Source organism: Acidimangrovimonas pyrenivorans (genome assembly GCF_042643245.1).
In the GTDB taxonomy this organism is placed as follows: Bacteria; Pseudomonadota; Alphaproteobacteria; order Rhodobacterales; family Rhodobacteraceae; genus Acidimangrovimonas; species Acidimangrovimonas pyrenivorans.
The window spans coordinates 153,105-176,157 of record NZ_JBHRSK010000010.1; the positions used below are offsets into that span (position 1 = coordinate 153,105).

Here is a 23,053-nt window from a genome sequence, read left to right on the forward strand (position 1 = left end):
CCGCCGATGCAGGACTTCGCGAGCGCCTTCGGCCTGGCCTTCCACCTGATCGCGACCGGCGACGACGATCTTGTCGAGATCGTCTCGCTGTCGCTGCAGGTCAGCTTCTCGGCGCTCTTTTTCTCCTGCCTGATCGGCTTTCCGCTCGGCGCGCTGCTGGTGGTGCGGCCGTTTCCCGGCCGCGGCGTGGTCGTCGCCATCCTGAACGCGATGATGGGGCTGCCGCCGGTCGTCGTCGGCCTCTTGGTCTACCTGACACTGTCGCGGGCCGGGCCGATGGGCTGGCTCGGGCTGCTCTACAGCCCGACGGCGATGATCCTGGCCCAGACGCTGCTGATCGCCCCCATCGTCGCCGCGCTGTCGCGGCAGGTGCTGGAGGGGCTCTACAACGAATATGACGAGCAGTTCCGCTCGCTCGGCATCAGCCGCAGCGGGGCGGCGCTGGCGCTGATCGTCGACGGGCGCTACGGCCTCGTCACGGTGGCGCTGGCCGGGTTCGGCCGGGCGGTGGCCGAGGTCGGCGCCGTCATCATCGTCGGCGGCAACATCGCCCACCTGACCCGGGTGATGACCACGGCGATCGCGCTTGAGACCTCGAAGGGCGACCTGGGCATGGCGCTGGCGCTCGGCATCATCCTGATGTCGATCGCGCTGGGGGTGAACCTGGCCGCCGGCGGCTTGCGTGCGATGGCGGAGCGGCACGCCTATGCCTGAGCGCGCCATCCCCTTCGCGTCGGCCAGGCCGGCGCCGCCCACGGCCCGCTCGCGCGCCCATCCCGGGGCGCTGCGGGTCGCCGACCTGACATTGGAAACGTCTGGCAAGCGCCTGATCGGGATCGAGAAACTGGCGCTGGATCCGGCCTCTGTCAGCATCGTCATGGGGCCGAACGGCGCCGGCAAGAGCCTGTTCCTGCGCCTCGTCCACGGCCTGCTTGTCCCCAGCGCCGGCTGGGTCAGCTGGGGCGAGGTGCCCTGCGGAGAGGCCACCCGCTCGACCCAGGCGCTGGTGTTCCAGAAGCCGGTGCTGCTGCGCCGCTCGGTCGCCGGCAATATCGACTTCGTGCTGCGCGGCCGCGGCCTGACGCGGGCAGAGCGGCGGGAGCGACGCGACGCCTTGCTCGAACGGGTCGGTCTGCTGGGGCAGAGCCGCCAGCCCGCCCGGCTGCTCTCGGGCGGCGAACAGCAGCGGCTGGCGCTGGCCCGGGCGCTGGCGCTGCGGCCGCAGGTGCTGCTGCTCGACGAGCCCACCGCCAGCCTCGATCCGGCCTCGGCCCTGATGATCGAGCAAAGCGTGCAGGAGGCGAGCCGCGCCGGTACCAAGGTGATCTTCGTCACCCACGACCTCGGCCAGGCCCGGCGGCTGGCCGATGACGTCGTCTTCCTCCATCGCGGTGGGGTGGCGGAACATCGCGCAGCTCAAGAGTTTTTTTCTGGTCCGAGTTCGGAGGCGGCGCTAGCGTACCTCTCGGGTCGCATCGTTCTCTAGCGGCCGGTAATTCGTTCAGGGAGGAAACATGTCTATCCGCAAGACCATTCTCGGCGCCTTTGCCGCCGTCACGCTTGCCGCGGCCGGCGCCCATGCGCAGGACAAGTCGATCATCGTCCAGTCGACGACCTCGACCCAGAACTCGGGCCTTTACGGCTACCTGCTGCCGATCTTCAAGAAGGAGACCGGGATCACCGTCAACGTCGTCGCCGTCGGCACCGGCCAGGCGCTGAAGAACGGGGCGAATTGCGACGGCGACATGCTGATCGTCCATGCCAAGCCGGCCGAGCTCAAATTCGTCGCCGCCGGCCATGGCATCAACCGGCACGACCTGATGTATAACGACTTCGTCATCGTCGGCCCGGCCTCGGACCCGGCCGGCATCAAGGGGATGAAGGATGTCGAGGCGGCGCTGAAGCAGATCGCCGACAAGAAGGCGCTGTTCGCCTCGCGCGGCGACGATTCCGGCACCAACAAGGCCGAGATGCGGCTGTGGCAGGCGGCCAATATCGATCCCAAGCAGGGTTCGGGCGACTGGTATCGCGAGACCGGCTCGGGCATGGGGGCGACGCTGAACGCTTCCGTCGGCATGGGCGCCTACACGCTGACCGACCGCTCGACCTGGATCAGCTTCAAGAACAAGGGCGATTTCTCCATCGACGTGCAGGGCGATCCGCGGCTGTTCAACCAATATGGCGTCATGCTGGTGAACCCGAAGAAATGCCCGGCGGTGAAGCAGGACCTGGCCCAGCAGTTCGAGGACTGGCTGCTGTCGAAGCACGGCCAGGAAGTGATCGCCGGCTACCATGTCGACGGCCAGCAGCTGTTCTTCCCCAACGCCAAGATGTGAGCCGGGGGTCAGCCCCGCTCCGAACTCCCTGGTTTCGCCCGGCCACTGGCCGGGCGCTTCCGTTTCCGGCCAGTGCTAACCGTCGATGCCGAAGCCCGAGAAGGGCAGGAAGGAGACGAGGTCGCCTTCGGCCACGCCGGTGACCTCCTCGGCCGCCTCGATCAGTCCGGTCGCCTGCCGCAGCCCCGAGATCAGCCCCGAGCCGTCGCGGGCGAATTTCCGCGCCACCGGGCGGCCATCGGGCCCGGTTTCCAGCCAGCCGCGCCAGAACTCGCGCCGTCCGGTCTTCTTCTTCGCCACCGCGAAGCCGGCGGGGACCGGGAAGCGGGTGGGCTCGACGTAACTGCCGCCGCCGAGCACGGTGAGGGCGGGGCGGACATAGAGCAGGAAGCAGACGAAGGCGGCGACCGGGTTGCCGGGCAGGCCGAGGAAGACGCAATCGCCGATCTGGCCGAAGCTCATCGGCCGCCCCGGCTTGACCGCGATCTGCCACAGGTGGCGCGTGCCCAGCCGGTCGATGGCGGCGACGATATGGTCCTCTTCCCCGCGCGAGGCGCCGCCGGTGGTCAGGATCGCGTCATGGCTGCGGGCGGCCTCGGCGATGGCGGCCTCGATGGTCGCGGCGTCGTCGGGCAGGATGCCGAGATCGGTGACGGCGACGGGCAGGGTCGCCGCCAGCGCCTTGAGCATCGCCCGGTTGGAATCGAAGACCTGGCCGGGGGCGATCTGCGCCCCGGCTTCGCGCAGCTCGTCGCCATTCGACAGCACGGCGATGCGCAGCGGCCGGTGGGCCGAGACCTCGGCCAGCCCGAAGGAGGCCAGCGCCGCGATGTCCTGCGGCCGCAGCCGCGTGCCGGGGCCGAGAACGGTGCTGCCCGCCGCCACGTCCTCGCCCGCCTGGCGGACATTGGCGCCGGGCTTGAGGCCGGACGGGATCGTGACCGTGGTCCCGTCTTCCGATGCCGTGCAATCCTCCTGCATCGCCACGCTGTCGGCGCCCTTCGGCATCGGGGCGCCGGTGAAGATGCGCGCGGCGGTGCCGGCGGCCAGCGGCGGCGGCGCGGTGACGCCGGCGGCGATGCGGGCGCTGACCGGCAGGGAGCCCGGGGCCGGGGCGGCGAAGGCATAGCCGTCGACGGCGGAATTGCGGTGCAGCGGCACGTCGCGCGGCGCGGTCACCGGCGCGGCGAGCCAGCGGCCCGGCGCGGCGCCCAGCGGGACGATTTCGGGCGCGGCGACGCAGCTCAGCCGCGAGGTGAGCAGGGCGACGCAATCGGCGTGGCGCATCCGCTCGCTGTCATGCAGGAAACAGTCGTCGAGCAGTTTGCGGGCGTTCATGCCGGGGCCTCCAGCTTCAGTTCGGCGGTGATGAAATCGGCGATAGCGGCGACGTCATCGAGGGCGAAGACGGGCAGGGGGCTGTCGACCTCGTGATCGGCGGCGATCGCCCGGATGGTCGGATCGGCGGGGGCCATCGGCGTCCGGTCGCGCGCCTCGCGCCGGCGCAGTTCCAGCTTGGGCTGGCCCTCGCGCTTGAAGCCCTCGATCAGCACCAGGTCGCAGGGCGACAGCCGGGCGAGGATCTCGGCCAGCGGCGGCTCCTCTTCATCGCGCAGCTCGTGCATCAGCGCCCAGCGGCGGCCCGAGACGATGGCGACCTCGCCGGCGCCGGCGATGCGGTGGCGATGGCTGTCGGTGCCTTCGTGATCGACGTCGAAGCCGTGATGGGCGTGCTTGACCGTGGCGACGCGCAGGCCGCGGCGGGTGAACTCGGCCACCAGCGCGCAGGTCATCGTCGTCTTGCCGGAATTCTTCCAGCCGGCGATGCCGAAGACGGCGGTCATGCCCGCCCTCCCGCCAGCAGTTGCTCGGCCTCGGCGAGTTCTTCCGGCGTGTTGGCGTTGAAGAACGGGTCGGCGGGACCGTCGGGCGCGAAATCGGCCCAGGCGAGGGCGTGGCGGTCGGTGAAGGCCAGCACCTTCATCGTCTCGGTCTCTTCCAGCCAGCGGGCGAGATCGTCGCGCAGGCTGACCGGCCACAGCCCGAAAACCGGCTGGCGGCCGCCGGGCGAGCGGGACAGCACGATCGTGTCCGGCCCGGACAGCGCGGCAAGCCGCGCGACGAGGTCGCGGGGGAAGAAGGGCGTGTCGGTGGCGGCGGTGGCGAGGAGGTCGAGCCCCTGCGTCGCGGCCCAGTCGAGCCCGGTCAGGATACCGGCGAGGGGGCCGGCGAAACCGGGATGGATGTCGGCCAGCACCGGCAGGCCGAAGGCATCGTAGAGCGCCGGATCGGCATTGGCGTTGATCGCCAGCGGCCCGACCTGCGGCGCCAGCCGGTCGATGACATGGGCGATCATCGGCTTGCCGCCGAGCGTCCTGAGCCCCTTGTTGCCGCCGCCCATCCGGCGCGACAGGCCGCCGGCCAGCACCAGCCCCGCGACCTCGGATCGTGATCTCATGCCTCGTCCTTTCGCGCGCTCTTGCGGCGGTGCCTGGGCGCCTCGTCGGGCGCGGCGTCGGGGTCGCTGTCGAAGACGATGCGCTCCTGCCCGGCGAGGGCGACGAAGCGCCTGCCGCGGGCGCGGCCGATCAGCGTCAGCCCGGCCTGGCGCGCCAGTTCGACCCCCCAGGCGGTGAAGCCCGAGCGCGAGACCAGGATCGGGATGCCCATCATCACCGTCTTGATCACCATCTCCGAGGTCAGCCGGCCGGTGGTGTAGAATATCTTGTCCGCCGCCGGCACCACGTTGAGGAACATCCAGCCGGCGATCTTGTCGACGGCGTTGTGGCGGCCGACATCCTCCATGTAGACCAGCGGCCGGTCGCCCTGGCATAGCACGCAGCCATGGATCGCCCCGGCCTCGAGATAGAGGCTGGGGGCGGTGTTGATCCGGTGGGTCAGGGCGTAGAGCCAGGAGGTGCGCAGCCGGGCCTCGGACGCCAGCGCCGCGCCCTCGAAGCTCGCCATCACGTCGCCGAAGACGGTGCCCTGGGCGCAGCCCGAGGTCCGCACCTTCTTCTGCAGCTTGGCCTCGTAATCGGTTTCGCGCGTGGTCCGCACCACCACGACGTCGAGCTCCTCGTCGTGGTCGATGGCGGTGATCTCGTCGTCGGGCCGCAGCATGTTCTGGTTGAGCAGGTAGCCGACGGCCAGCAGGTCGGGATGATCGCCGATCGTCATCATGGTGACGATCTCCTGCCGGTTGAGGAACAGGGTCAGCGGCTTTTCGGTCACCACCCGGGTTGCCACCGGGGCGCCGGTCTGGTCGATGCCCGCCACCTCGGCCGAGAGCCGGGGATCGGAGGGGTCGGACCGCAGCAGGAAACCGTCGCCGGTCGGATCGGAAGAACTGGCCACGCGCGCCTCGTCTGATTGCCCGGACAGGATGCTAGGGCGCAAACCCGGTCAGGACAAGCGATGGCGTGCCCACGATGGGGCGATCAGGCGACGACGCGGCGATCAGGTGACGCGATCAGGCGACGCGATCAGGCGACGGAGCGCCGGGCCGGGCCATGCGCCGACACCTCGCTCCCGGCCCGTTTGGCAACGGCGGCTTTCGCCGTGGCCGGGACGCTTGCGGTCGCCGAGGGCGCGGGCTCCGCGCTGGGGGCGTGATCGGCCAGGTCGAGATCGATGAAGAAGGTCGTGCCCTTGCCGGGTTCGCTCTCGTAGTCGATGCTGCCGTTGAGGGCGTCCAGGATCTGGCGGGTGATGCTCATGCCGAGGCCGGCGCCGCCGATCTTGCGGGTGGCCGAGGGGTCGACCTGCGAGAAACGGCCGAAGACCACGTCCTTCGAGCCGGGCGGGATGCCCTCGCCATAGTCGCGGACCGACACCCGGGCCTTGCCGCCGTGCAGTTCCAGGGTGACGTCGACCTTGTCGCTGTCGGCCGAGAACTTGGCGGAGTTCGACAGCACGTTCGACATCACCTGGATCAAGCGGTCGTGATCGCCGCGCACCCAGACGGGCTTGCGCGGCAGGTGGGCGTTGAAGGTGACGTTGAGCGACTTGCCGTAGCTCTCGTTCGCTTCCACCGCGTCCCGGACCAGGGAGACGAGGTCGAGCGTCGTGATGTTGAACTTCATCTTCGCCGCCTCGAGCTTCTGCAGGTCGAGCAGGTCGTTGATGAGCACGGCCAGCCGGTCGCTGTTTTTGTAGGCGGTGCCGATCAGCTTGCCGACCTGGGGCGACACCTCGCCGAGGCTGCCGTTCTGGATCAGTCCCAGCGCGCCCTTGATCGAGGTCAGCGGCGTGCGCAGCTCGTGGCTGACGATCGAGACGAATTGCGACTGGACCTCGTAGGCGTGTTCGGCCCGGTCGCGCTCCTGCCGCAGCTCGGTCATCTGGGCGAGGTTGCGGTGGTAGAGCTTGAAGTAGACGCGCGAGCAGTCGACGATGAAGTAGAGCACCAGCAGCAGGGTGCCGAATTGCAGCCAGAGCTCGGAATCGAGCGGGGCGCCGGTGACCCAGAGATCGTGGGCCGGGATGTAGATCAGCGCCAGGCCGTAGATGATCAGCCGCGCCACCAGCACGCGCAGCAGCTGGTGGTTGTTCATCGCCGCGAACAGGCCGGCCGCGATCAGGAAGAACAGCGGCGCGAAGTGGTTCGAGATGCCTTCCTCGCGCGCGACGAGAATGGTGAAGAGCGACACCGCCATCGCGCTGAAGACCGAACTCAGCGTCAGCAGGTTGAGGTAGTACTTCTCCTGCTCGACATTGCCGGCCCCGCCGGCCTCGTGCCAGCGGATCACCGACTTGGCGAGCACGAGGTCGAACAGCTCGGTCGCAAGGGCGGCGAGGTAGCAGGTGATGGCAAGCTGGGTGTTGTAGAAGTAGCCCGCGAGCACGGCGGCGCCGACGAACATCGCCTGGCGCTGCCAGAACAGCACGAGGCTGCTCTGGACAAAGTCCCTCATTTTCTGGGCGAGATTGCTCATCTCAGGTCGCCTTCCGCGTCTGTCCCACCTAGCGTCGCCCGAGGGCTGCCTCGTCCATGGCTGTATTGCATCGAAACCGCACCTTACCCTTACGCATCGGCAAAGGCGCCCAATACAACCTCTGCATTACATTGCCCTTCATTAAGGAAGGTTGAAACGGTGTAACTGGGGCGAAATCTGGTCATTAGTATGAATTCGTGACGCGGAAAAGGCGAACGGAAAGTAAGGATGCAATCTGGCGGCGATGCGGATCGTTTCAGGCCGGTCCGGCCGGCCAGCGCGCCACCGCGCCCCCGTGACCGACGACAGCGCGCCGCGTCGCGACAATCCCGTTTGCGTGCTGACGGCCCCCCGCGCCGGGACCTCGTGTCAATACCAATCTGCCCCGAGGTGCGTTTCTCAAGAATGCCTCTTATGGGCCTGACGTAGCGGCAGCAATGTCGATTCGGCGCCTCCGCCGCCGCGGTCATCTCATTGTGACAGCAATGATGATACGAATCGATTGTGGCCGAAATGTGACTGCGCGCCGCATCCGGTCGAATCGCGCCGCTTAGCGGAAACTTGCGAAATTAAGTGGAAATTCCGGCAAATAGGCGCTTGTTCTCCCGGGTGGCGCCTTTGCGGCGCGGCATTTCTGGGATGCAATGGCCACAATCTGGCCATAACCTGCCGCATTCTCGACATAATCCTTCACTTTGCGCCGAAAATATGTTTGCAATCAGGGGTAGGTGGACGCGACGTGGTGCGAGTTGGCGTGACGTGCTCTGTGGTCTCGGGTGGCGAAGAAGAGCCCGGCAAGGGGTGGCCGTCTCCGGGGCGTTTCGGCTGGGATCGTGTGTGGCGTTTCGTGCGTGTTGCGTTCATCGGCTTCGGACCCGCGGGTTCGAGGTGTCGCAGGTATTGATCGAGCAGAGTATCGCAAGGTGCCGAGGTTGCCGGCCGGGTCGGGATTCCCGATCCGCGTGAGGAGGGGCCGGGCATGGGCGGCGGGCGAACTGTTCCACAGGTAGCGGGCCAACGAATGGAAACGACGACACTATCTTTTCAGAACATGCACACGCATGGAGAACTCTTCACCAATCTGCTGCGGGCGCGGCGGGAGAGCTTCATCGTCCAGAACCGCTGGGACCTGCCCGAGGCGGACGGGATGGAATTCGATCAGTACGACACGCCGGCAAGCCGCTGGATCGCGGTGCACGAGTTCGGCGAGGTGTTGGCCGGGATCCGGCTGACCCCGACCACGGCCCGGGTCGGGATGTATTCCTACATGATCCGCGACGCGCAGCGGGGGCTGTTGCCCTCGATCCCCAGCAACCTGCTCGACTTCGAGGCCCCGGTCGAGCCGCATATCTGGGAAAGCTCGCGCGTGTTCGTCTCCCGCAACGTGCCCGCCAAGCTGCGGATGAAGGTCCAGCACGACCTGATGACCGAGATGATCAACGCCGCGCGCAAGCTCGGGGCGACGCAGATCCTCGGGCTGGTGCCGGCGGTCTGGTCGCGCTGGATCAAGCGGCTGGGGCTGGACGCCGAGCCGGCGGGCCCGGTGCTGAATATCGACGGCAGTGAATCCCAGGTGGCGCTGATGCACCTGTCCACCAACCTGCACTGAGCGGCGGGGCGGAAGCGGAATGCGGGGCGGGCAGGGGCCCGCCCTTTTTCTTTGTCCCGATGTCGAGGCGGGCCGGCTTTTCTCGAGCGTCTCGCGGAGTTTCGACAAGAGCAGCCATGGCCCGGAACCAAGGGCGAAGCCCGCCGGGCCGCACCCTGCCTCCCTGTCACGCCGCACCCGTCACGCCGCAGGCGTGCTTCCAGAGCGACGGGAGGGCGCGGCCCTCTGTCGTGTAGTGTTCGAAATTTGTCCAGATCCGCGCGATCTGCGGACAGGCCCGCTGCATGGGGCCGCGAGGTCCGGCGCTGCGGCTCAGCCCAGCAGTCGGGCCACCCGTTGCAGGGCCAGTTCGTAGCCCTGGGTGCCGCAGCCGACGACGATGCCGTCGGCCCGCTGCGAGACATAGGAATGGTGGCGGAACGCCTCGCGCTGGTGGACGTTCGAGATATGGACCTCGATCACCGGCCCCTCGAAGGTGTTGAGCGCGTCGAGGATCGCCACCGAGGTATGGGTGAAGGCCGCCGGGTTGATGACGATCGCCCGCGCCGTCTCGCGCGCGTCGTGGATCCAGTCGATCAGCTCGTATTCGCGGTTCGACTGGCGGAAGGCGAGGTCGAAGCCCAGTTCCGCGGCCAGCGTCCGGCAGGCGGCCTCGACATCGGCCAGCGTCTCTGCGCCGTAGATCTCGGGCTGGCGCTGGCCCAGCAGGTTCAGGTTGGGCCCGTTGAGGACCAGGATCGTGCCGCTGCTCATGCCGGTCTCCCCCGGGGCTGTGGCGCGCCGCGTCAGCGTCGCGCGCTCAGGCTGTTATTGGCGCCGACCACCACGATCCGGTGCAGCTTGGACAGCGTCAGGTCGGTGACGAAGGCGGCGGCGGTGACCTCGCGCGAGGCCTTGGTCGAAACCCGGGTCTGCTCGCGCGGGGGCGAGAGCCGGAACTGGTAGGTCAGCACGCCGTCCTTGGGTTCGCCGTCATTCTCGGCCACCAGCGAGACATCCCACCAGCCCTGGGTCGGCGGCAGGCCGGTGGCGCGGACGATGGCGCCGCCGGGCATGCGCTCGACCTTCAGCGCGGTGACGCGGTCGACCAGCGCGCGGTTGTCCTCGGTGGCGGTCGGATAGCCGCCCTTGGGGGTCAGCGTCTCGGCCTTCTTCTCGTGCGGGCCGAACCAGGTGAGGGGGTTGAGCCGGGACGACCCCGACCCGCCGCCGCAGGCGCTGACGAAGAGAGCCGCGCTCAGGGCGGCAACCAGCGATTTTCTCATGCCCGATCCTCATCCTTCATCGCCCTTGGGTAGCCCAAAGCGGTCGCTTTGAAAAGCCGCTCGTCGGCCTGCCGGGGCGGGGTGGGCTGCGGGCTGGACCTTTGCCGCCCCGCGCCTTAGGTGGAAGGGGAAAGGAGACGCCGATGGCCACGCCCGCATTCGAAGAGATCGCCGAAACCTTCGAGTTTCTCGACGACTGGGAGGACCGCTACCGCCACGTGATCGAGCTGGGGCGCGAGATGCCGCCGCTGGACGAGGCGTTCCGGGTGCCCGCGACCAAGGTCGACGGCTGCGCCAGCCAGGTCTGGATCCTGCCGCGGATCGAGGGCGAGGGGCCGCAGGCCAGTTTCGACTTCCAGGGCGAGAGCGACGCGATGATCGTGCGCGGCCTGATCGCCGTGCTGCACGCGCTCTATTCCGGGCTGACGGTGGAAGAGGTCGGCATGGTCGACGCGGCGGCCGAGCTGGGCCGGCTGGGGCTCAACGACCACCTGTCCTCGCAACGCTCGAACGGGCTGCGGGCGATGGTGCAGCGGATCCGCGACGTCGCCGCCCAGACCGCCGCGGCGGCCTGAAGCGGCAGGTTGAGGCGCGGCCGGAGCGGGGCGCTTTGGAGCAGCAGCTGGCGTGGCGCGCACGCGGCGCCGATGGCGCCAGGCCGCTCAGAGCTCCTCGCGCCAGGGCGGGTTGGCGCCGGCGCGGGCAACCGTGACGGCCGCCACCGTGGCGCCGAAGGCCAGCGCGTCGCGCGCCGGCTCTTCCGCCAGCTCTGCCAGCGCCGCCTTGCCCAGCAGCCCCAATTCCGACAGCTTCGCCAGCACCCCGGCATTGAACGTGTCGCCGGCGCCGACCGTATCGACGACGGTGGCCCGGGCCGAGGCCACCTCGACCTGCGCGCCGAAGGGCAGCAGCGCCACGGCCCCCTTGGCGCCGCGGGTCAGGATCGCCACGGACGGCCCCGCGGCCTGCAGCCGGGCCAGCTTGTCCGTCAGCGGTGCGTCGCCGGGATAGAGCCAGTCGAGATCCTCGTCCGAGACCTTGACGATATCGGCCAGCGCGATCATCCGTGCCAGCCGCGCCCGGTAGCGCTCGGCGTCGCGGACGAAGCCGGCGCGGATATTGGGGTCGAGCATCACCGCCCGATCGCCGCCGCGCGCCGCCAGCGCCGCGTAGGTGTCGGCGGCAGGCTCGGAAATCAGGCTGATGCCGCCGAAGAACAGGGCGCTGACGTCCTCGGGCAGGGCGGGCAGCTCGGTCTCGGCGATCATTCGCCCGGCGGTGTTCTCGTCATAGAAGGTATAGCGCGCCTGGCCCTCGGTCAGCTCGACGAAGGCCAGCGTCGTCGGCCGGTCGCTGGTGATCGCCAGCGCGGTCGAGACCCCGGAGGCCGCCAGGGTCTCTGCCAGTTGTCGGCCGAAAAGGTCGGTCGAGAGCCCGGTCAACAGCCCGGCGGGCGCGCCGAGGCGGCCGAGCGCGATGGCGGTGTTGAACACGGCGCCGCCGGAATGCGGCACGAAGCCGGTCGCGCCGCCGTCGCAGGGGCGGGGGATCATGTCGATCAGGGATTCGCCGCAGCACAGGATCATCGCGGGCCTTTCTCAGGATAGCAGGCAGCTCTGGTCGAGCAGGAAACGGTCGGAGAGCGGCAGGCTGGCGGCGCCGAGGGCGCGGGCGTCGCTGCCGATGGTGCCGGGACGCAGCCGCGGCAGGTCGATGCCGGGCACGATCAGCGCCGCCAGCCGCCGGCCGGTGGCCTCGACCAGCCGGGCGCGCAGCTCGGGCGGCAGCCAGCCGTCGATGACCGCGGCCTCGAAGTCGATCACGCTGGCCGAGGCGGCGATGGCATGGGCGAGCCCGGTCGCCGCGCCCTCGATCCAGTCGGACAGCACCGGCTCGGGCAGGTCCCAGCCCTGCGGCATCTCCCACATCGCCTCGGTGCTGCCGCCCGCCGCCTGCACCGCCTTGTCGAGCACCGACAGCGAGGCGACGTCGACCAGCTGGCGCAGCCGTCCGCTGCCGGTGCCGACCGGCATCGAGCCCAGGGCGCCGGCATTGCCGCTGCGCCCGGTACAGAGGGTGCGGTTCAGCACCACGCCGCCGCCGATGAAGAAGCCGACGAAGAAATAGAGGAAATCGCGGAGGTCCTCGGTCGCGCCGAAGACCAGCTCGGCGCCGCAGGCAGCCGAGGCGTCGTTCTGCAGGTAGACAGGGAAGTCGCATTGGCCGGCGATCTCGGCCCGGATGTCGCGGTCGCGCCAGGCGGCCATGTCGGCCTCCTGCACCCCAAGCGGCCGGGCCCAGTCCCAGAGTCGGAACGGGATCGCGATGCCGAGCCCGGCGATGCGGGCCTGTTCGGTCGGGGTCAACTGGTCGCGCAGCTGGCCGATGGCGTCGTGGGCGAAGCGCACCACGCCGTCCGGGGTGGGGTAGCGATGGGTCAGGTGGACCCGGCTCAGCACCTTGCCGAGGAAATCGGTGAGGATCAGGTCGAGGCTGCGCCGGCCGACCTTGAGGCCGAAGAAGAAGGCGCCGGAGCGGGCCAACCGCATCGGCACCTGGGGCTGGCCGACCTTGCCGCGCACCGGCTCGCATTTCTCGAGCACCCCGTCGGCCTCGAGCGCGCGCATGATGACCGAGACGGTCTGGGCCGACAGGCCGCTGATCCGCGCGATCTCGGCCTTCGACAGCGGGCCGTTCTGGCGGATCAGGGTCAGCACCAGGCGCTCGTTCTGGGCCCGCAGCCCGCTCTGGGGGCTGCCGCGCAGGGCCTCGCCGGCCGCGCTCAGGGTCGCGCTCTGGTTTCGCATCGGGCTCCGTCTCGTCGTGGGGTCCTGGGTGACTTATTCCAAAACCTGCCGGTTTTCGAGGGGGTGTGTCAATAATAAATCAAAGTGAGTTATTTATTGACAGCCGGGGGCGATTCGGTTTGTGTTGGCCGGAAGGAAGGCGCCCGAGGGGCCGGCGGCGGCCGGCTAGGCGGGCGGAGTGCGACTGATCGGCTTGAATGGGAGGAGCTATCGATGACCGGATTTCGCAGCAGTTTGAAATGGGCGGGGCTGGCGGCGGCCGGTGCGCTGATGGCGGGCACGGCGGCCCAGGCGGGCATCGGCGCCTGCCTGATCACCAAGACCGACACCAACCCGTTCTTCGTCAAGATGAAGGAGGGGGCCGAGAAGGCGGCCAAGGCCGACGGCATCGACCTGCAGACCTTCGCCGGCAAGATCGACGGCGACGTCCAGACCCAGATCGCCGCGGTCGAGACCTGCATCGCCTCGGGCGCCAAGGGCATCCTGATCACGCCGTCCGACAGCCGGGCGCTGGCGCCGGTGGTGACCAAGGCGCGCAAGGCCGGCCTGCTGGTGATCGCGCTCGACACCCCGTTCGAGCCGGCCGACACCGCCGATGCCACCTTCGCCACCGACAACTTCAAGGCCGGCGAGCTGATCGGCCAATGGGCCAAGGAGAAGATGGGCGACAAGGCGAAATCGGCCAAGATCGCCTTCCTCGACCTCAACCCGTCGCAGGTCTCGGTCGACTACCTGCGCGACCAGGGCTTCATGAAGGGCTTCGGCATCGACGTGAAGGATCCCAAGAAGATCGGCGACGAGACCGACCCGCGCATCGTCGGCCATGACGTCACCAACGGCAATGAAGAGGGCGGCCGGACCGCGATGGAGAACCTGCTCCAGAAGGACCCGGGCATCAATCTCGTCTATACCATCAACGAACCCGCCGCCGCCGGTGCCTACGAGGCGCTCAAGGCCGTCGGGCTGGCGAAGCAGGCGACCATCGTCTCGATCGACGGCGGCTGCCCCGGGGTCGAGAACGTCAAGGAAGGCATCATCGGCGCCACCTCGATGCAGTTCCCGCTGCTGATGGCCTCGAAGGGTATCGCGGCGATCAAGGACTGGGCCGAGAACGGCAAGAAGCCGGAAAACACCCCCGGCCTCGACTTCTACAATACCGGGGTCAAGCTGATCACCGACCAGCCCGAGAAGGGCCTCAAGTCGGAATCGGCCGAGAAGGGCCTGAAGGAGTGCTGGGGCTGAGGCCGTAGTTTTCCGGGGCCCGGTTGCGGCCGGGCCCTGCCCACGGGGCGGCTGTCCCGTGACGCTGCCGAACTGCCGCCCGCGGGCGGAGATGTGCTAGGCTGATATCCCAGCAGAAGCGGAGACCCGGTCATGACCGACGCGGCAACCCCAACCCGGAAGCGGCAGGACTACGAGGCGACGCTCGACCAGAGCGATGCCAGCGTCGCCGCCTTCGAACATGGCCACAAGAGCCTGATGGAGAAGGTCCAGTCGGCCCTGCACGGCAACCCGACCATGGTGCCGGTGATCGTGCTGCTGGCCAGCATCGGCGTCTTCGGCCTCCTTGCCGGGGGCAAGTTCTTCTCGCCCTTCAACCTGTCGCTGATCCTGCAGCAGGTCTCGATCATCGGCATCCTCGCCGCGGCCCAGAGCCTCGTCATCCTGACCGCCGGCATCGACCTGTCGGTGGCCGCGATCATGGTGCTGATGTCGGTGATTGCCGGGACATTGGCGGTGGATGTCGGCGTGCCGGCGCCGCTGGCCATCGGGATCAGCCTTGGCGGCGGTGTCGCCGCCGGGCTGATGAACGGTTTTCTGGTGACGCGGATCAAGCTGCCGCCCTTCATCGTCACGCTGGGGACGTGGAACATCTTCTTCGCCCTCAACCTGTGGCTTTCCGGCGCCCAGTCGATCCGCAGCCAGGATATCGACGCCAAGGCGCCGCTGCTCAAGTTCTTCGGCACGACGATGGCCTTCGGCAGCGCCCGCATCACCTATGGCGCGGTGCTGATGGTCGTGGTCTTCGTCGTGCTGTGGTACCTGCTCAACAAGACCGCCTGGGGCCGCCACGTCTATGCCGTCGGCGACGACAAGGAGGCCGCCGAGCTGGCCGGCATCCGCGCCGACCACACCCTGCTGTCGGTCTACGGCGCCGCCGGGCTGGTCTGCGCCATCGGCGCCTGGGCTTCGATCGGCCGGGTCGGCTCGGTTTCGCCGCAGAGCTTCTACGAGGCCAACCTGCATTCCATCACCGCCGTGGTGATCGGCGGCATCTCGCTCTTCGGCGGCCGCGGCTCGATCCTCGGTGCGCTGTTCGGGGCGCTGATCGTCGGCGTCTTCCAGTCCGGGCTGCGCCTCGTCGGCGTCGACGTGCTGTGGCAGGTCTTCGCCATCGGCTGGCTCATCATTCTCGCGGTCGCCATCGACCAGTGGATCAGAAAGGTTTCGGCATGACCCAGGCGTCCCAGGCAGCGGAACCCGTTCTCAAGGCGCGCGGGCTGGTCAAGCGCTACGGCAAGGTGACCGCCCTCGACCGCGCCGATTTCGACCTCTACCCGGGCGAGATCCTCGCCGTGATCGGCGATAACGGCGCCGGCAAGTCCTCGCTGATCAAGGCGCTGTCGGGCGCGGTCACGGTCGACGAGGGCGAGATGTATCTCGACGGCAAGCCGTTCCGCTTCACCTCGCCGCTCGAGGCGCGGGCGGCGGGGATCGAGACGGTCTACCAGAACCTCGCCCTGTCGCCGGCGCTGTCGATCGCCGACAACATGTTCATCGGCCGCGAGATCCGGCGCAAGGGGCCGATGGGCAAGTGGCTGCGGCTGCTCGACCACAAGGAGATGCAGCGCATCGCGCGCGAGAAGCTCAACGATCTCGGGCTGATGACGATCCAGAACATCAACCAGGCGGTCGAGACCCTGTCGGGCGGCCAGCGCCAGGGCGTCGCCGTGGCAAGGGCCGCCGCCTTCGGCTCGCGCGTGGTCATCCTCGACGAGCCGACGGCGGCGCTGGGGGTGAAGGAATCGCGCAAGGTGCTCGAGCTGATCCAGGACGTCCGGGCGCGGGGGCTGCCGATCGTGCTGATCTCGCACAACATGCCCCATGTCTTCGAGATCGCCGACCGCATCCATGTTCACCGGCTGGGCCGGCGGCTGTGCACGATCCGGCCCGACGACTACACCATGTCGGACGCCGTCGCTTTCATGACCGGGGCGACGGAGCCGCCGCCGGAGACCGTGGCGGCGTAGCTGTCGGATCTCGGGCGCGACACTGTCCCTCTGTTCCGCCCGGCGATTGCTGTTCTTTGCGCCGGCCTCAGCTCTGCCAGTCGGGCTTGCGCTTTTCGATGAAGGCGGTGATGCCCTCGTCGGTGTCGCGCCACAGCATGTTCTCGACCATCACCGCCGCCGTGTGCTCATAGGCCTGGGCCAGCGGCATCTCGATCTGGTCGTAGAAGGCGCGCTTGCCGATCTTGACCGCCGCGCCCAGCTTGCCGGCCACCGTCTCGGCCAGCTCCAGCGCCGCGTTGTCGAGGTCGTCATGCGGCACGGAACGGTTGATCAGCCCGATCCGCTCGGCCTTGTCGGTGTCGATGAACTGGCCCGTGGTCAGCATCTCGAAAGCCTGCTTGCGCGGCACGTTGCGCGACAGCGCCACCATCGGGGTCGAGCAGAACAGCCCGATATTCACCCCGTTGACGCCGAAGCGCGTGCCCTCGGCCGCCACCGCCATGTCGCAGGAGGCCACCAGCTGGCAGCCGGCCGCCGTGGCGATGCCATGCGGCGCGGCGATCACCGGCTGGGGCAGGCGCGGGATCATCTGCATGACCGAGGCGCAGCGGGCGAAGAGATCGGCGAAATAGGCCCGGCCGTGATCCTCGGCCTGGCGCCCGGCCTGCATCTCCTTGAGATCGTGGCCGGCGCAGAACGCCTTGCCCGCGCCCTTCAGCACCACCGCCTTGACGCTCCGGTCCTCTTCCAGCGCCGCGAAGGCGTCCTTCAGCGCCGCCAGCATCGCGTCCGACAGCGCGTTGAGCGCGCCGGGGCGGTTCATCGTCAGGGTCGCCACCGCGCCCCGATCCTCGCGCAGCAGGATTTCGTCCGTCATCTTGCCATTCCTCCTCTTTGGCGGAACTGTAGGGCGCGACGGGCAAGGGGGGAAGAGGATGACGAAACCGGCCGGCAATGTGATGGGCGTCGAGGCGCTGACGGAGTTCCTGGCAGAGGCGTTTCCGCAGGTCTGCGACGACTTCACGGTCGAGGAGGTGGCGCCGATGCGGCTGCGGGTGCGGCTCAACGTGGCCGAGCGTCACCTGCGGCCGGGCGGCACCGTTTCGGGGCCGTCGATGTTCTCGCTCGCCGATGTCGCCGTCTACCTGGTGATCCTGTCGATGATCGGGCCCAAGGCGCTGGCGGTGACGACCAATTGCTCGATGGATTTCATGCGCAAGCCGGCGGCGGCGACCGACCTGATCGCCGAGACCCGGTTGCTCAAGCTCGGCCGGGTGCTGGCGGTGGGCGACGTGCTGATCTATTCCGACGGGCTCGAGGCGCCGGTGGCGCGGGCGACGATGACCTACTCGATCCCGCCGAAATAGGGCGGGGATGAGGAAAGGAGGGCGGCGCCCGGTCCGGCGGGGTGGGCCGCCGAGCCGCGATCACGCGATTGCCAGAGCGCGACGTCGCATTCGGCCCCCATCGCAGCGCGATTGAACAAGTCCCGCCGGCCGGAATCGCGATGGTGCGCCGCATTCCCCGATCCAGCGGAGGGCTTGCCAGTGACACCGGACCACAGCGTTCTGTTCGACCGCGGCCCGCTCGGCGCCGGCACGCTGTTCGCGCGCCCGCGCGGCATCGTCCGGGCCGATACGCCCGAGGAGGTCGCCCCCGCCTTCGCCGCGCTCGAGCGGGCGCGGGCGCAGGGGCTATGGGCGGCGGGCTATGCCAGCTACGAACTCGGCCATGTCCTGACCGAGCGGCTGCGGCCGCTGCTGCCCGAGGACCGGCCCGAGCCGCTGCTGCTGTTCGGCCTGTTCGACGGGCCGCGCCCGGCGGCCGACCACCTCGCCCGCACCGGGCATCTCGCCCGCAGTGCCGAGGCCGGGCGGCTGGAGCCGGACTGGGATTTCGGCCGCTACCGCGCCGCCTTCGACAAGGCCCACGCCTTTATCGGCGCCGGCGACTGCTACCAGGTCAACCTGACCTTCCCGCTGCGCGGCCGGTTCGATGGGCCGCCGCTCGGCCTTTACCACGCCCTGCGCGCCGGTCAGCCGGTCGGCCATGGCGCCTTTGTCGATCTGGGCGGGCCGGTGCTGCTGTCGCGCTCGCCCGAGCTGTTCTTCCGCGTCGACCTGATGGGGCGGATCGAGACGAGGCCGATGAAGGGCACCCAGCCGCGCAGCGCCGATCCGGCCGAGGACGCGGCGCGGCGGGTGTTCCTGGCCCGGGACGAGAAGAACCGGGCCGAGAACCTGATGATCGTCGACCTGCTGCGCAACGATCTCGCGCGGGTGTCGCGACCGGGCAGCGTCAAGGTGCCCGAGCTGTTCACCGTCGAGAGCTATGCCACGGTGCACCAGATGGTGTCGCGCATCACCGCCGATCTGGCCGGGCCGCAGCCGATCGCCCGGCTGTTCGAGGCGCTGTTCCCCTGCGGCTCGATCACCGGGGCGCCGAAAATCCGGGCGATGGAGATCATCGCCGAACTGGAGGACAGCCCGCGCGGCGCCTATTGCGGCGCGATCGGCTGGATGGCGCCGGGCGGGGCGATGGAGTTCAGCGTCGCGATCCGGACGCTGGTGGCGAAAGACGGCGCGCTGCGGCTCAATGTCGGCGGCGGCGTCGTCCACGACAGCACCGCGGCATCGGAATACGAGGAGGCATTGTGGAAGAGCCGTTTCGCAAGCTTGGTCCCCGCGCACTGAGAGGCGTCGAGATCATCGAGACCCTGGGCTATGCCCCCGGGACCGGCCCGGCGCGGGTCGAGAGGCATCTCGACCGCATGCAGTGCAGCGCGCGGGCCCTCGGGTTTCGCTTCGACCGGGCGGCGGCGCGGGCGCGGCTGGCCGGGGTTTCTGGCCCGGCGCCGCTGCGGCTGCGGCTGACGCTGGCGGCGGACGGGGGGCTGGCGCTGACCACGACGCCGCTCGGGCCGGCGCCGCGGCGCTGGCGGATCGCGCTGTCGGAGACCCGGCTCGACGCCGCCGACCCCTGGCTGCGCCACAAGACGACGCGGCGGGCGCTTTACGACCGGGTGCGGATGGAGATGCCGGAGGGTGTCGACGAGGTCGTCTTCGCCAATCGCGACGGGGCGCTGTGCGAGGGCACGATCACCAGTCTTTTCGTCGAACGCGACGGTCGGCTGCTGACGCCGCCGCTGTCGGCCGGGCTGTTGCCGGGCGTCCTGCGGGCCGAGCTGATCGAACAGGGCAGGGCGGTCGAGGCGCCGCTGACGCCGGGCGACCTGAGCGGCCCGCTTTTCGTCGGCAATGCCCTGCGCGGGCTGATCCCGGCCGAACTGCTCCGGTCGCCGGCCGGGGCGGCGCTCAGCCCTTCTTGCCGAGCTTGAACTTGCCCTCGATCCGGGCGCCGTTCTCGATCACCAGCGACTCGTAGGTCACCTGCGCAGTGGCCCTGGCCGTCGAGCGCAGGGTGAAGCCGACGCAGGAGGCCGAGCCGTCCAGCGTGCCCATCACCTCGACCGTCTCGGCCCGGACCTTGCCGGTCACGGTGCCGTCGGAGCCGATCACCAGCTTGCCGGCCTCGATGTCGCCCTTGACCTCGCCCAGCACCTCGATGGTGCCGCTGGACTTGAGATTGCCAGTGATCTGCAGGTCCTGCGACAGCCGCGAGCGGCCGCGCCCGCCGTCCTCTGTCCCGTGCGAGGTGGTTTCGCCGCTCTTCGTCAGCATCGCGTGTCTCCTGTGCTGGCCGCGCCGGCCGGGTGCCCGTGTCGGGGGACGTCGCCGGTGCCTCTAGCGCGGATTTAGACGCGAAAGCCGGTGGCGGGGTCAAGCCCTCGCGCCCGGGCGCGGGAATTTCGGCCGCGCCCTGCCGTCCTGTCGCCCCGCGCCGGCAGGGCGCATCGGCCGGGGAGGGGCGGCCTTACGTCGCCGGGGCTTCCCCCGCGTCGCGCTTGTGCCTAACACTTGGGGCCAGACCGCGCCGAGCGGCCCATTGCCTGACAGGAAAGACCCGAATGAAAAGCGATCCCTTCTTCCACCCGGTCTCCGGCTTCGACCTGCCGCGTTTCGCCGGCGTGCCGACCTTCATGCGCCTGCCCCATGTCGGGCTCGACGACGCGCGGCTGACGCAGGTCGATGTCGGCCTGATCGGCACGCCCTGGGACAGCGGCACCACCAACCGCCCCGGCCCGCGCCACGGGCCGCGGCAGCTGCGCGACGCCTCGACCATGATCCGGGCCGAGAACGGCGCCACCGGCGTCCGGCCCTTCGAGATGGTCCATTGCGCCGATCTCGGCGACGTGCCGCCCAACCCGGCCGACCTGCAGGACAGCATGACCCGGATCACCGACTTCTACCGCCGGGTGATCCGCGCCGGGGTGATCCCGCTGACCGCCGGCGGCGACCATCTCTGCTCCCTGCCGATCCTGCGCGCGGTGGCCGAGGAGGACGGGCCGGTCGGCATGATCCATTTCGACAGCCATACCGACCTGTTCCACAGCTATTTCGGCGGCACCATGTATACCCATGGCACACCCTTCCGCCGCGCCGTCGAGGAAGAGCTGCTCGACCCGAAGAAAGTGGTGCAGATCGGCATCCGCGGCACCACCTACGACCGCGAGGACCGCGATTTCGCCGACAGCGTCGGCATCCGCATCATCCCGATCGAGGAATTCCACGCCCGCGGCCCCGAGGACGTGATGGCCGAGGCGCGCGAGATCGTCGGCGCCGCCCCGACCTATGTCAGCTACGACATCGACTTCGTCGACCCGGCCTTCGCCCCCGGCACCGGCACGCCCGAGATCGGCGGTCCGAACAGCTGGCAGGCGCTGCTCGTGGCCCGGCTGCTCAAGGGGGTGAACATCGTCGGCGCCGACCTCGTCGAGGTCTCGCCGCCCTTCGACAATTCCGGCGGCACCGCCTATCTCGGGGTCTCGATCATGTTCGAGATCCTGTGCAACGTCGCCGGGATGCTGGCCGAGCGCCACGGGTGACCGACCTCATCGTCACCAATGCCCGGGTCCTGACCATGGAGCCGGGCCGGCCCCGCGCCGAGGCGGTGGCGGTGAGCGGCGGCCGCATCACCGCCGTCGGCAGCCGCGCCACCATCGAGGCGCTGGCCGGGCCGCAGACGCGGATCGTCGAGGCCGGCGGGCGGACGCTGCTGCCCGGCTTCGTCGAAAGCCACCTCCACCTGCTGATCGGCGGCATGGAACTGGCCCATCTCCAGCTTGGCGGTGTCGCGGGCCATGACGCCATCGCCCGCGCCTTCCGCAGCTTCGCCGAGGCCCATCCCGACCGGCCGCTGCTGATGGCGCAGGGCGGCGACTATGCCATGCTCGGCCGGCCGATGACGCGCCACGACCTCGACGCGGTCATCGCCGACCGGCCGGTCGCCATCGGCGCCCACGATCACCACACCGTCTGGGCCAATACCGCCGCGCTCAGGGCCGCCGGGCTGCTGCACGGGGCGCAGACGCCGCATGGCCACGAGGTGGTGATGGGCGCGGACGGCACCGCGACCGGCGAGCTGCGCGAGTTCGAGGCTTTCGCGCCGGTGATCGCGCTCGGCGGCGAGGCGCGGCTCAGTCTCGGCATCGCCACCGGGGGCGAGCCTGACCCGTGGCCCGACGACGCCGCCCGGGCCATCGACCGCGCCAAGGCGGCGCGCGGCCTGGCCCATTGCGCGGCCCACGGCATCACCTCGATGGTGAACATGGACGGCAACCGTTACACGCTCGAGCTCCTGCGCGGGCTGCAGCGCGAAGGTGGGCTGACCGCGCGGGTCAAGGTGCCGTTCCACTTCAAGCCGCACATGGAGCTGTCGGAACTGGAACGCGCCGCGGCGATGACCCGGGATTTCGACGACGACTGGCTGAGCTGCAATTTCGTCAAGATGTTCATGGATGGCGTCATCGACAGCGGCACCGCCTACATGCTCAACGACTATCCCGACCGGCCCGGCCATCGCGGTGAACCTCTCTTCGCGCCGGACCGCTTCGCCGAGATCGCGACCGAGGTCGACCGCCGCGGCATGCAGATCGCCGTCCACGCCATCGGCGACGGCGCGGTGCGGACCACCATCGACGGCTACGAGGCGGCGCGCCGGGCCAACGGTGCGCGCGACAGCCGCCATCGCATCGAGCATATCGAACTGATCGACCGGGCCGATGTTCCCCGGCTGGGGGCGCTGGGCATCGTCGCCTCGGTCCAGCCCTCGCATCCGCCCGGGGCGATGGCGTTCGGGCTGCGGCCGACAATGGACCGGATCGGTCGGGCCCGCTGGCGCGACGCTTACCTGACCCGGACCCTGGCCGAGGCCGGCGCGCCGGTCGCCTTCGCCTCGGACTGGCCGGTCACCGATGTCTCGGTGCTGCGTCATGCTGCCGGCGGTGCTGGCCGCCTATACCAGCACCGGCGCCTGGGCCGCCCATGCCGAGCACCGCGTCGGCCGCATCGCGCCGGGGCTGCTGGCCGATCTCGTGCTGCTGGGCGGCGATATCGAGACGGCGGCGCCCGAGACCATCGGCGCCATGGGCATCGCGCTGACCATCTGTAGCGGTGCCGTCACCCATCGGGGCGCCGGATTCGCGGCCTGAGACGGGATCGGGGCGGCCGAGTCGGGCCGTCCCAGGGTTTTTTCGCGGAATCGCACCGGAATCGGCCCGGCCGGGCCCGGTGACCCGGCCCCGATTCCGGGGTGACTCGGCCTCGCAGAGGCCAAATCCGGACTTATCAACAGGTTATCCACAGGCTGAACGCCCGCGCGGGCGTTTCCGACGGCCGGGGCAGGGGGCCGGATTCACACTCTGCCCGATAAAAAGTCCAATAAATGCAGGGCCTGACAAAAAAACGTCACGTTGAACGATTTTTCCCCTTGCAGCCCCCCGGCCTGATCCGTAAATACCGCCTCAC

23 protein-coding genes and 1 pseudogene are annotated in these 23,053 nt (G+C 69.4%); 13 read left to right on the top strand and 11 right to left on the bottom strand.

Translation table 11 applies throughout. The annotated features are described in order from the left end of the window. Positions 1 to 6 precede the first annotated feature (6 nt). From ACFOES_RS13885 to ACFOES_RS13895, 3 genes are read left to right on the top strand one after another with little or no spacing between them, the layout of a single operon-like run. Entirely contained in the window at positions 7 to 714 is a 708-nt protein-coding gene (locus ACFOES_RS13885) for an ABC transporter permease (protein WP_377833897.1), read from the top strand. After that, complete coding sequence (locus ACFOES_RS13890; protein WP_377833898.1) at positions 707 to 1,486, top strand: ATP-binding cassette domain-containing protein; 780 nt, start codon at positions 707 to 709, stop codon at positions 1,484 to 1,486. Before ACFOES_RS13885 ends, ACFOES_RS13890 begins: the two co-directional genes overlap by 8 nt. Positions 1,487 to 1,514: 28 nt before the next feature. After that, positions 1,515 to 2,336: a substrate-binding domain-containing protein gene (locus ACFOES_RS13895; protein ID WP_377833899.1), complete on the top strand. Its 822-nt coding sequence runs from the start codon at positions 1,515 to 1,517 to the stop codon at positions 2,334 to 2,336. Positions 2,337 to 2,411: 75 nt separating this feature from the next. Here the strand turns inward: ACFOES_RS13895 and ACFOES_RS13900 are convergent, their stop codons facing one another. The 5 genes from ACFOES_RS13900 to ACFOES_RS13920 all read right to left on the bottom strand — a co-directional run bounded on the left by ACFOES_RS13900 (position 2,412) and on the right by ACFOES_RS13920 (position 7,273). Beyond that, positions 2,412 to 3,674: a molybdopterin molybdotransferase MoeA gene (locus ACFOES_RS13900; RefSeq protein ID WP_377833900.1), complete on the bottom strand. Its 1,263-nt coding sequence runs from the start codon at positions 3,672 to 3,674 to the stop codon at positions 2,412 to 2,414. Further along, on the bottom strand, positions 3,671 to 4,180 hold the full coding sequence (mobB, locus tag ACFOES_RS13905) for a molybdopterin-guanine dinucleotide biosynthesis protein B (protein WP_377833901.1): 510 nt from the start codon (positions 4,178 to 4,180) through the stop codon (positions 3,671 to 3,673). Before mobB ends, ACFOES_RS13900 begins: the two co-directional genes overlap by 4 nt. Then, positions 4,177 to 4,794: a molybdenum cofactor guanylyltransferase MobA gene (gene mobA / locus ACFOES_RS13910; protein WP_377833902.1), complete on the bottom strand. Its 618-nt coding sequence runs from the start codon at positions 4,792 to 4,794 to the stop codon at positions 4,177 to 4,179. Before mobA ends, mobB begins: the two co-directional genes overlap by 4 nt. Next, on the bottom strand, positions 4,791 to 5,693 hold the full coding sequence (locus ACFOES_RS13915; protein WP_377833903.1) for a formate dehydrogenase accessory sulfurtransferase FdhD: 903 nt from the start codon (positions 5,691 to 5,693) through the stop codon (positions 4,791 to 4,793). The genes mobA and ACFOES_RS13915 overlap by 4 nt, the downstream gene beginning before the upstream one ends. A 128-nt stretch (positions 5,694 to 5,821) precedes the next feature. Then, positions 5,822 to 7,273, bottom strand: a complete 1,452-nt coding sequence (locus ACFOES_RS13920) for a sensor histidine kinase (RefSeq protein ID WP_377833904.1) — start codon at positions 7,271 to 7,273, stop codon at positions 5,822 to 5,824. A gap of 1,021 nt (positions 7,274 to 8,294) precedes the next feature. Here ACFOES_RS13920 and ACFOES_RS13925 point away from each other — a divergent pair. Next, positions 8,295 to 8,882 (top strand): acyl-homoserine-lactone synthase, encoded by a 588-nt coding sequence (locus ACFOES_RS13925; protein WP_377833905.1) that lies wholly within the window; start codon positions 8,295 to 8,297, stop codon positions 8,880 to 8,882. A gap of 312 nt (positions 8,883 to 9,194) precedes the next feature. On the opposite strand, the gene aroQ is transcribed toward ACFOES_RS13925, so the two are convergent. Together aroQ and ACFOES_RS13935 are read right to left on the bottom strand one after the other, a co-directional pair. Further along, a complete protein-coding gene (gene aroQ / locus ACFOES_RS13930) occupies positions 9,195 to 9,635 on the bottom strand; it encodes a type II 3-dehydroquinate dehydratase (protein ID WP_377833906.1) in 441 nt (146 codons plus the stop codon). A 32-nt stretch (positions 9,636 to 9,667) separates the two neighbouring features. Next, positions 9,668 to 10,147, bottom strand: a complete 480-nt coding sequence (locus ACFOES_RS13935) for a hypothetical protein (RefSeq protein WP_377833907.1) — start codon at positions 10,145 to 10,147, stop codon at positions 9,668 to 9,670. A gap of 143 nt (positions 10,148 to 10,290) precedes the next feature. On the opposite strand from ACFOES_RS13935, the gene ACFOES_RS13940 reads away from it, so the two are divergent. Then, positions 10,291 to 10,722 (top strand): SufE family protein, encoded by a 432-nt coding sequence (locus tag ACFOES_RS13940; RefSeq protein WP_377833908.1) that lies wholly within the window; start codon positions 10,291 to 10,293, stop codon positions 10,720 to 10,722. A gap of 87 nt (positions 10,723 to 10,809) precedes the next feature. On the opposite strand, the gene ACFOES_RS13945 is transcribed toward ACFOES_RS13940, so the two are convergent. Both ACFOES_RS13945 and ACFOES_RS13950 read right to left on the bottom strand, forming a co-directional pair. Beyond that, on the bottom strand, positions 10,810 to 11,733 hold the full coding sequence (locus ACFOES_RS13945; RefSeq protein WP_377833909.1) for a carbohydrate kinase family protein: 924 nt from the start codon (positions 11,731 to 11,733) through the stop codon (positions 10,810 to 10,812). A gap of 12 nt (positions 11,734 to 11,745) precedes the next feature. Further along, entirely contained in the window at positions 11,746 to 12,954 is a 1,209-nt protein-coding gene (locus ACFOES_RS13950; RefSeq protein ID WP_377833910.1) for an ROK family transcriptional regulator, read from the bottom strand. 213 nt (positions 12,955 to 13,167) lie between these two features. Between ACFOES_RS13950 and ACFOES_RS13955 the strand changes: the two genes are divergently transcribed. The 3 genes from ACFOES_RS13955 to ACFOES_RS13965 all read left to right on the top strand — a co-directional run bounded on the left by ACFOES_RS13955 (position 13,168) and on the right by ACFOES_RS13965 (position 16,205). Next, positions 13,168 to 14,196: a sugar ABC transporter substrate-binding protein gene (locus ACFOES_RS13955; RefSeq protein WP_377833911.1), complete on the top strand. Its 1,029-nt coding sequence runs from the start codon at positions 13,168 to 13,170 to the stop codon at positions 14,194 to 14,196. Positions 14,197 to 14,328: 132 nt separating this feature from the next. Beyond that, a complete protein-coding gene (locus tag ACFOES_RS13960; protein ID WP_377833913.1) occupies positions 14,329 to 15,411 on the top strand; it encodes an ABC transporter permease in 1,083 nt (360 codons plus the stop codon). Further along, entirely contained in the window at positions 15,408 to 16,205 is a 798-nt protein-coding gene (locus ACFOES_RS13965) for an ATP-binding cassette domain-containing protein (protein ID WP_377833914.1), read from the top strand. Before ACFOES_RS13960 ends, ACFOES_RS13965 begins: the two co-directional genes overlap by 4 nt. Positions 16,206 to 16,272: 67 nt before the next feature. Here the strand turns inward: ACFOES_RS13965 and ACFOES_RS13970 are convergent, their stop codons facing one another. Next, positions 16,273 to 17,064: an enoyl-CoA hydratase gene (locus tag ACFOES_RS13970; RefSeq protein ID WP_377833915.1), complete on the bottom strand. Its 792-nt coding sequence runs from the start codon at positions 17,062 to 17,064 to the stop codon at positions 16,273 to 16,275. A 58-nt stretch (positions 17,065 to 17,122) separates the two neighbouring features. On the opposite strand from ACFOES_RS13970, the gene ACFOES_RS13975 reads away from it, so the two are divergent. From ACFOES_RS13975 to ACFOES_RS13985, 3 genes are all read left to right on the top strand, one after another. Next, positions 17,123 to 17,554 carry a PaaI family thioesterase gene (locus ACFOES_RS13975; protein ID WP_377833916.1) on the top strand — a complete coding sequence of 144 codons (432 nt, stop codon included), beginning with the start codon at positions 17,123 to 17,125 and terminating at the stop codon, positions 17,552 to 17,554. 180 nt (positions 17,555 to 17,734) lie between these two features. Then, a complete protein-coding gene (locus tag ACFOES_RS13980) occupies positions 17,735 to 18,880 on the top strand; it encodes an aminodeoxychorismate synthase component I (RefSeq protein ID WP_377833917.1) in 1,146 nt (381 codons plus the stop codon). After that, the gene (locus ACFOES_RS13985) at positions 18,841 to 19,524 is read left to right on the top strand and encodes an aminotransferase class IV family protein (RefSeq protein WP_377833918.1); all 684 of its coding nucleotides are present in this window, start codon (positions 18,841 to 18,843) and stop codon (positions 19,522 to 19,524) included. The genes ACFOES_RS13980 and ACFOES_RS13985 overlap by 40 nt, the downstream gene beginning before the upstream one ends. Here the strand turns inward: ACFOES_RS13985 and ACFOES_RS13990 are convergent. Next, complete coding sequence (locus ACFOES_RS13990; protein WP_377833919.1) at positions 19,502 to 19,867, bottom strand: bactofilin family protein; 366 nt, start codon at positions 19,865 to 19,867, stop codon at positions 19,502 to 19,504. The two genes, ACFOES_RS13985 and ACFOES_RS13990, sit on opposite strands and share 23 nt — an antisense overlap. A 287-nt stretch (positions 19,868 to 20,154) precedes the next feature. Here ACFOES_RS13990 and speB point away from each other — a divergent pair, with 287 nt between their 5' ends. Both speB and ACFOES_RS14000 read left to right on the top strand, forming a co-directional pair. Continuing rightward, positions 20,155 to 21,132, top strand: coding sequence for an agmatinase (gene speB, locus ACFOES_RS13995; RefSeq protein WP_377833920.1), 978 nt, complete (start codon positions 20,155 to 20,157; stop codon positions 21,130 to 21,132). Between the two features lie 35 nt (positions 21,133 to 21,167). Further along, positions 21,168 to 22,737: pseudogene (locus ACFOES_RS14000) on the top strand (amidohydrolase). Positions 22,738 to 23,053: the final 316 nt, after the last annotated feature.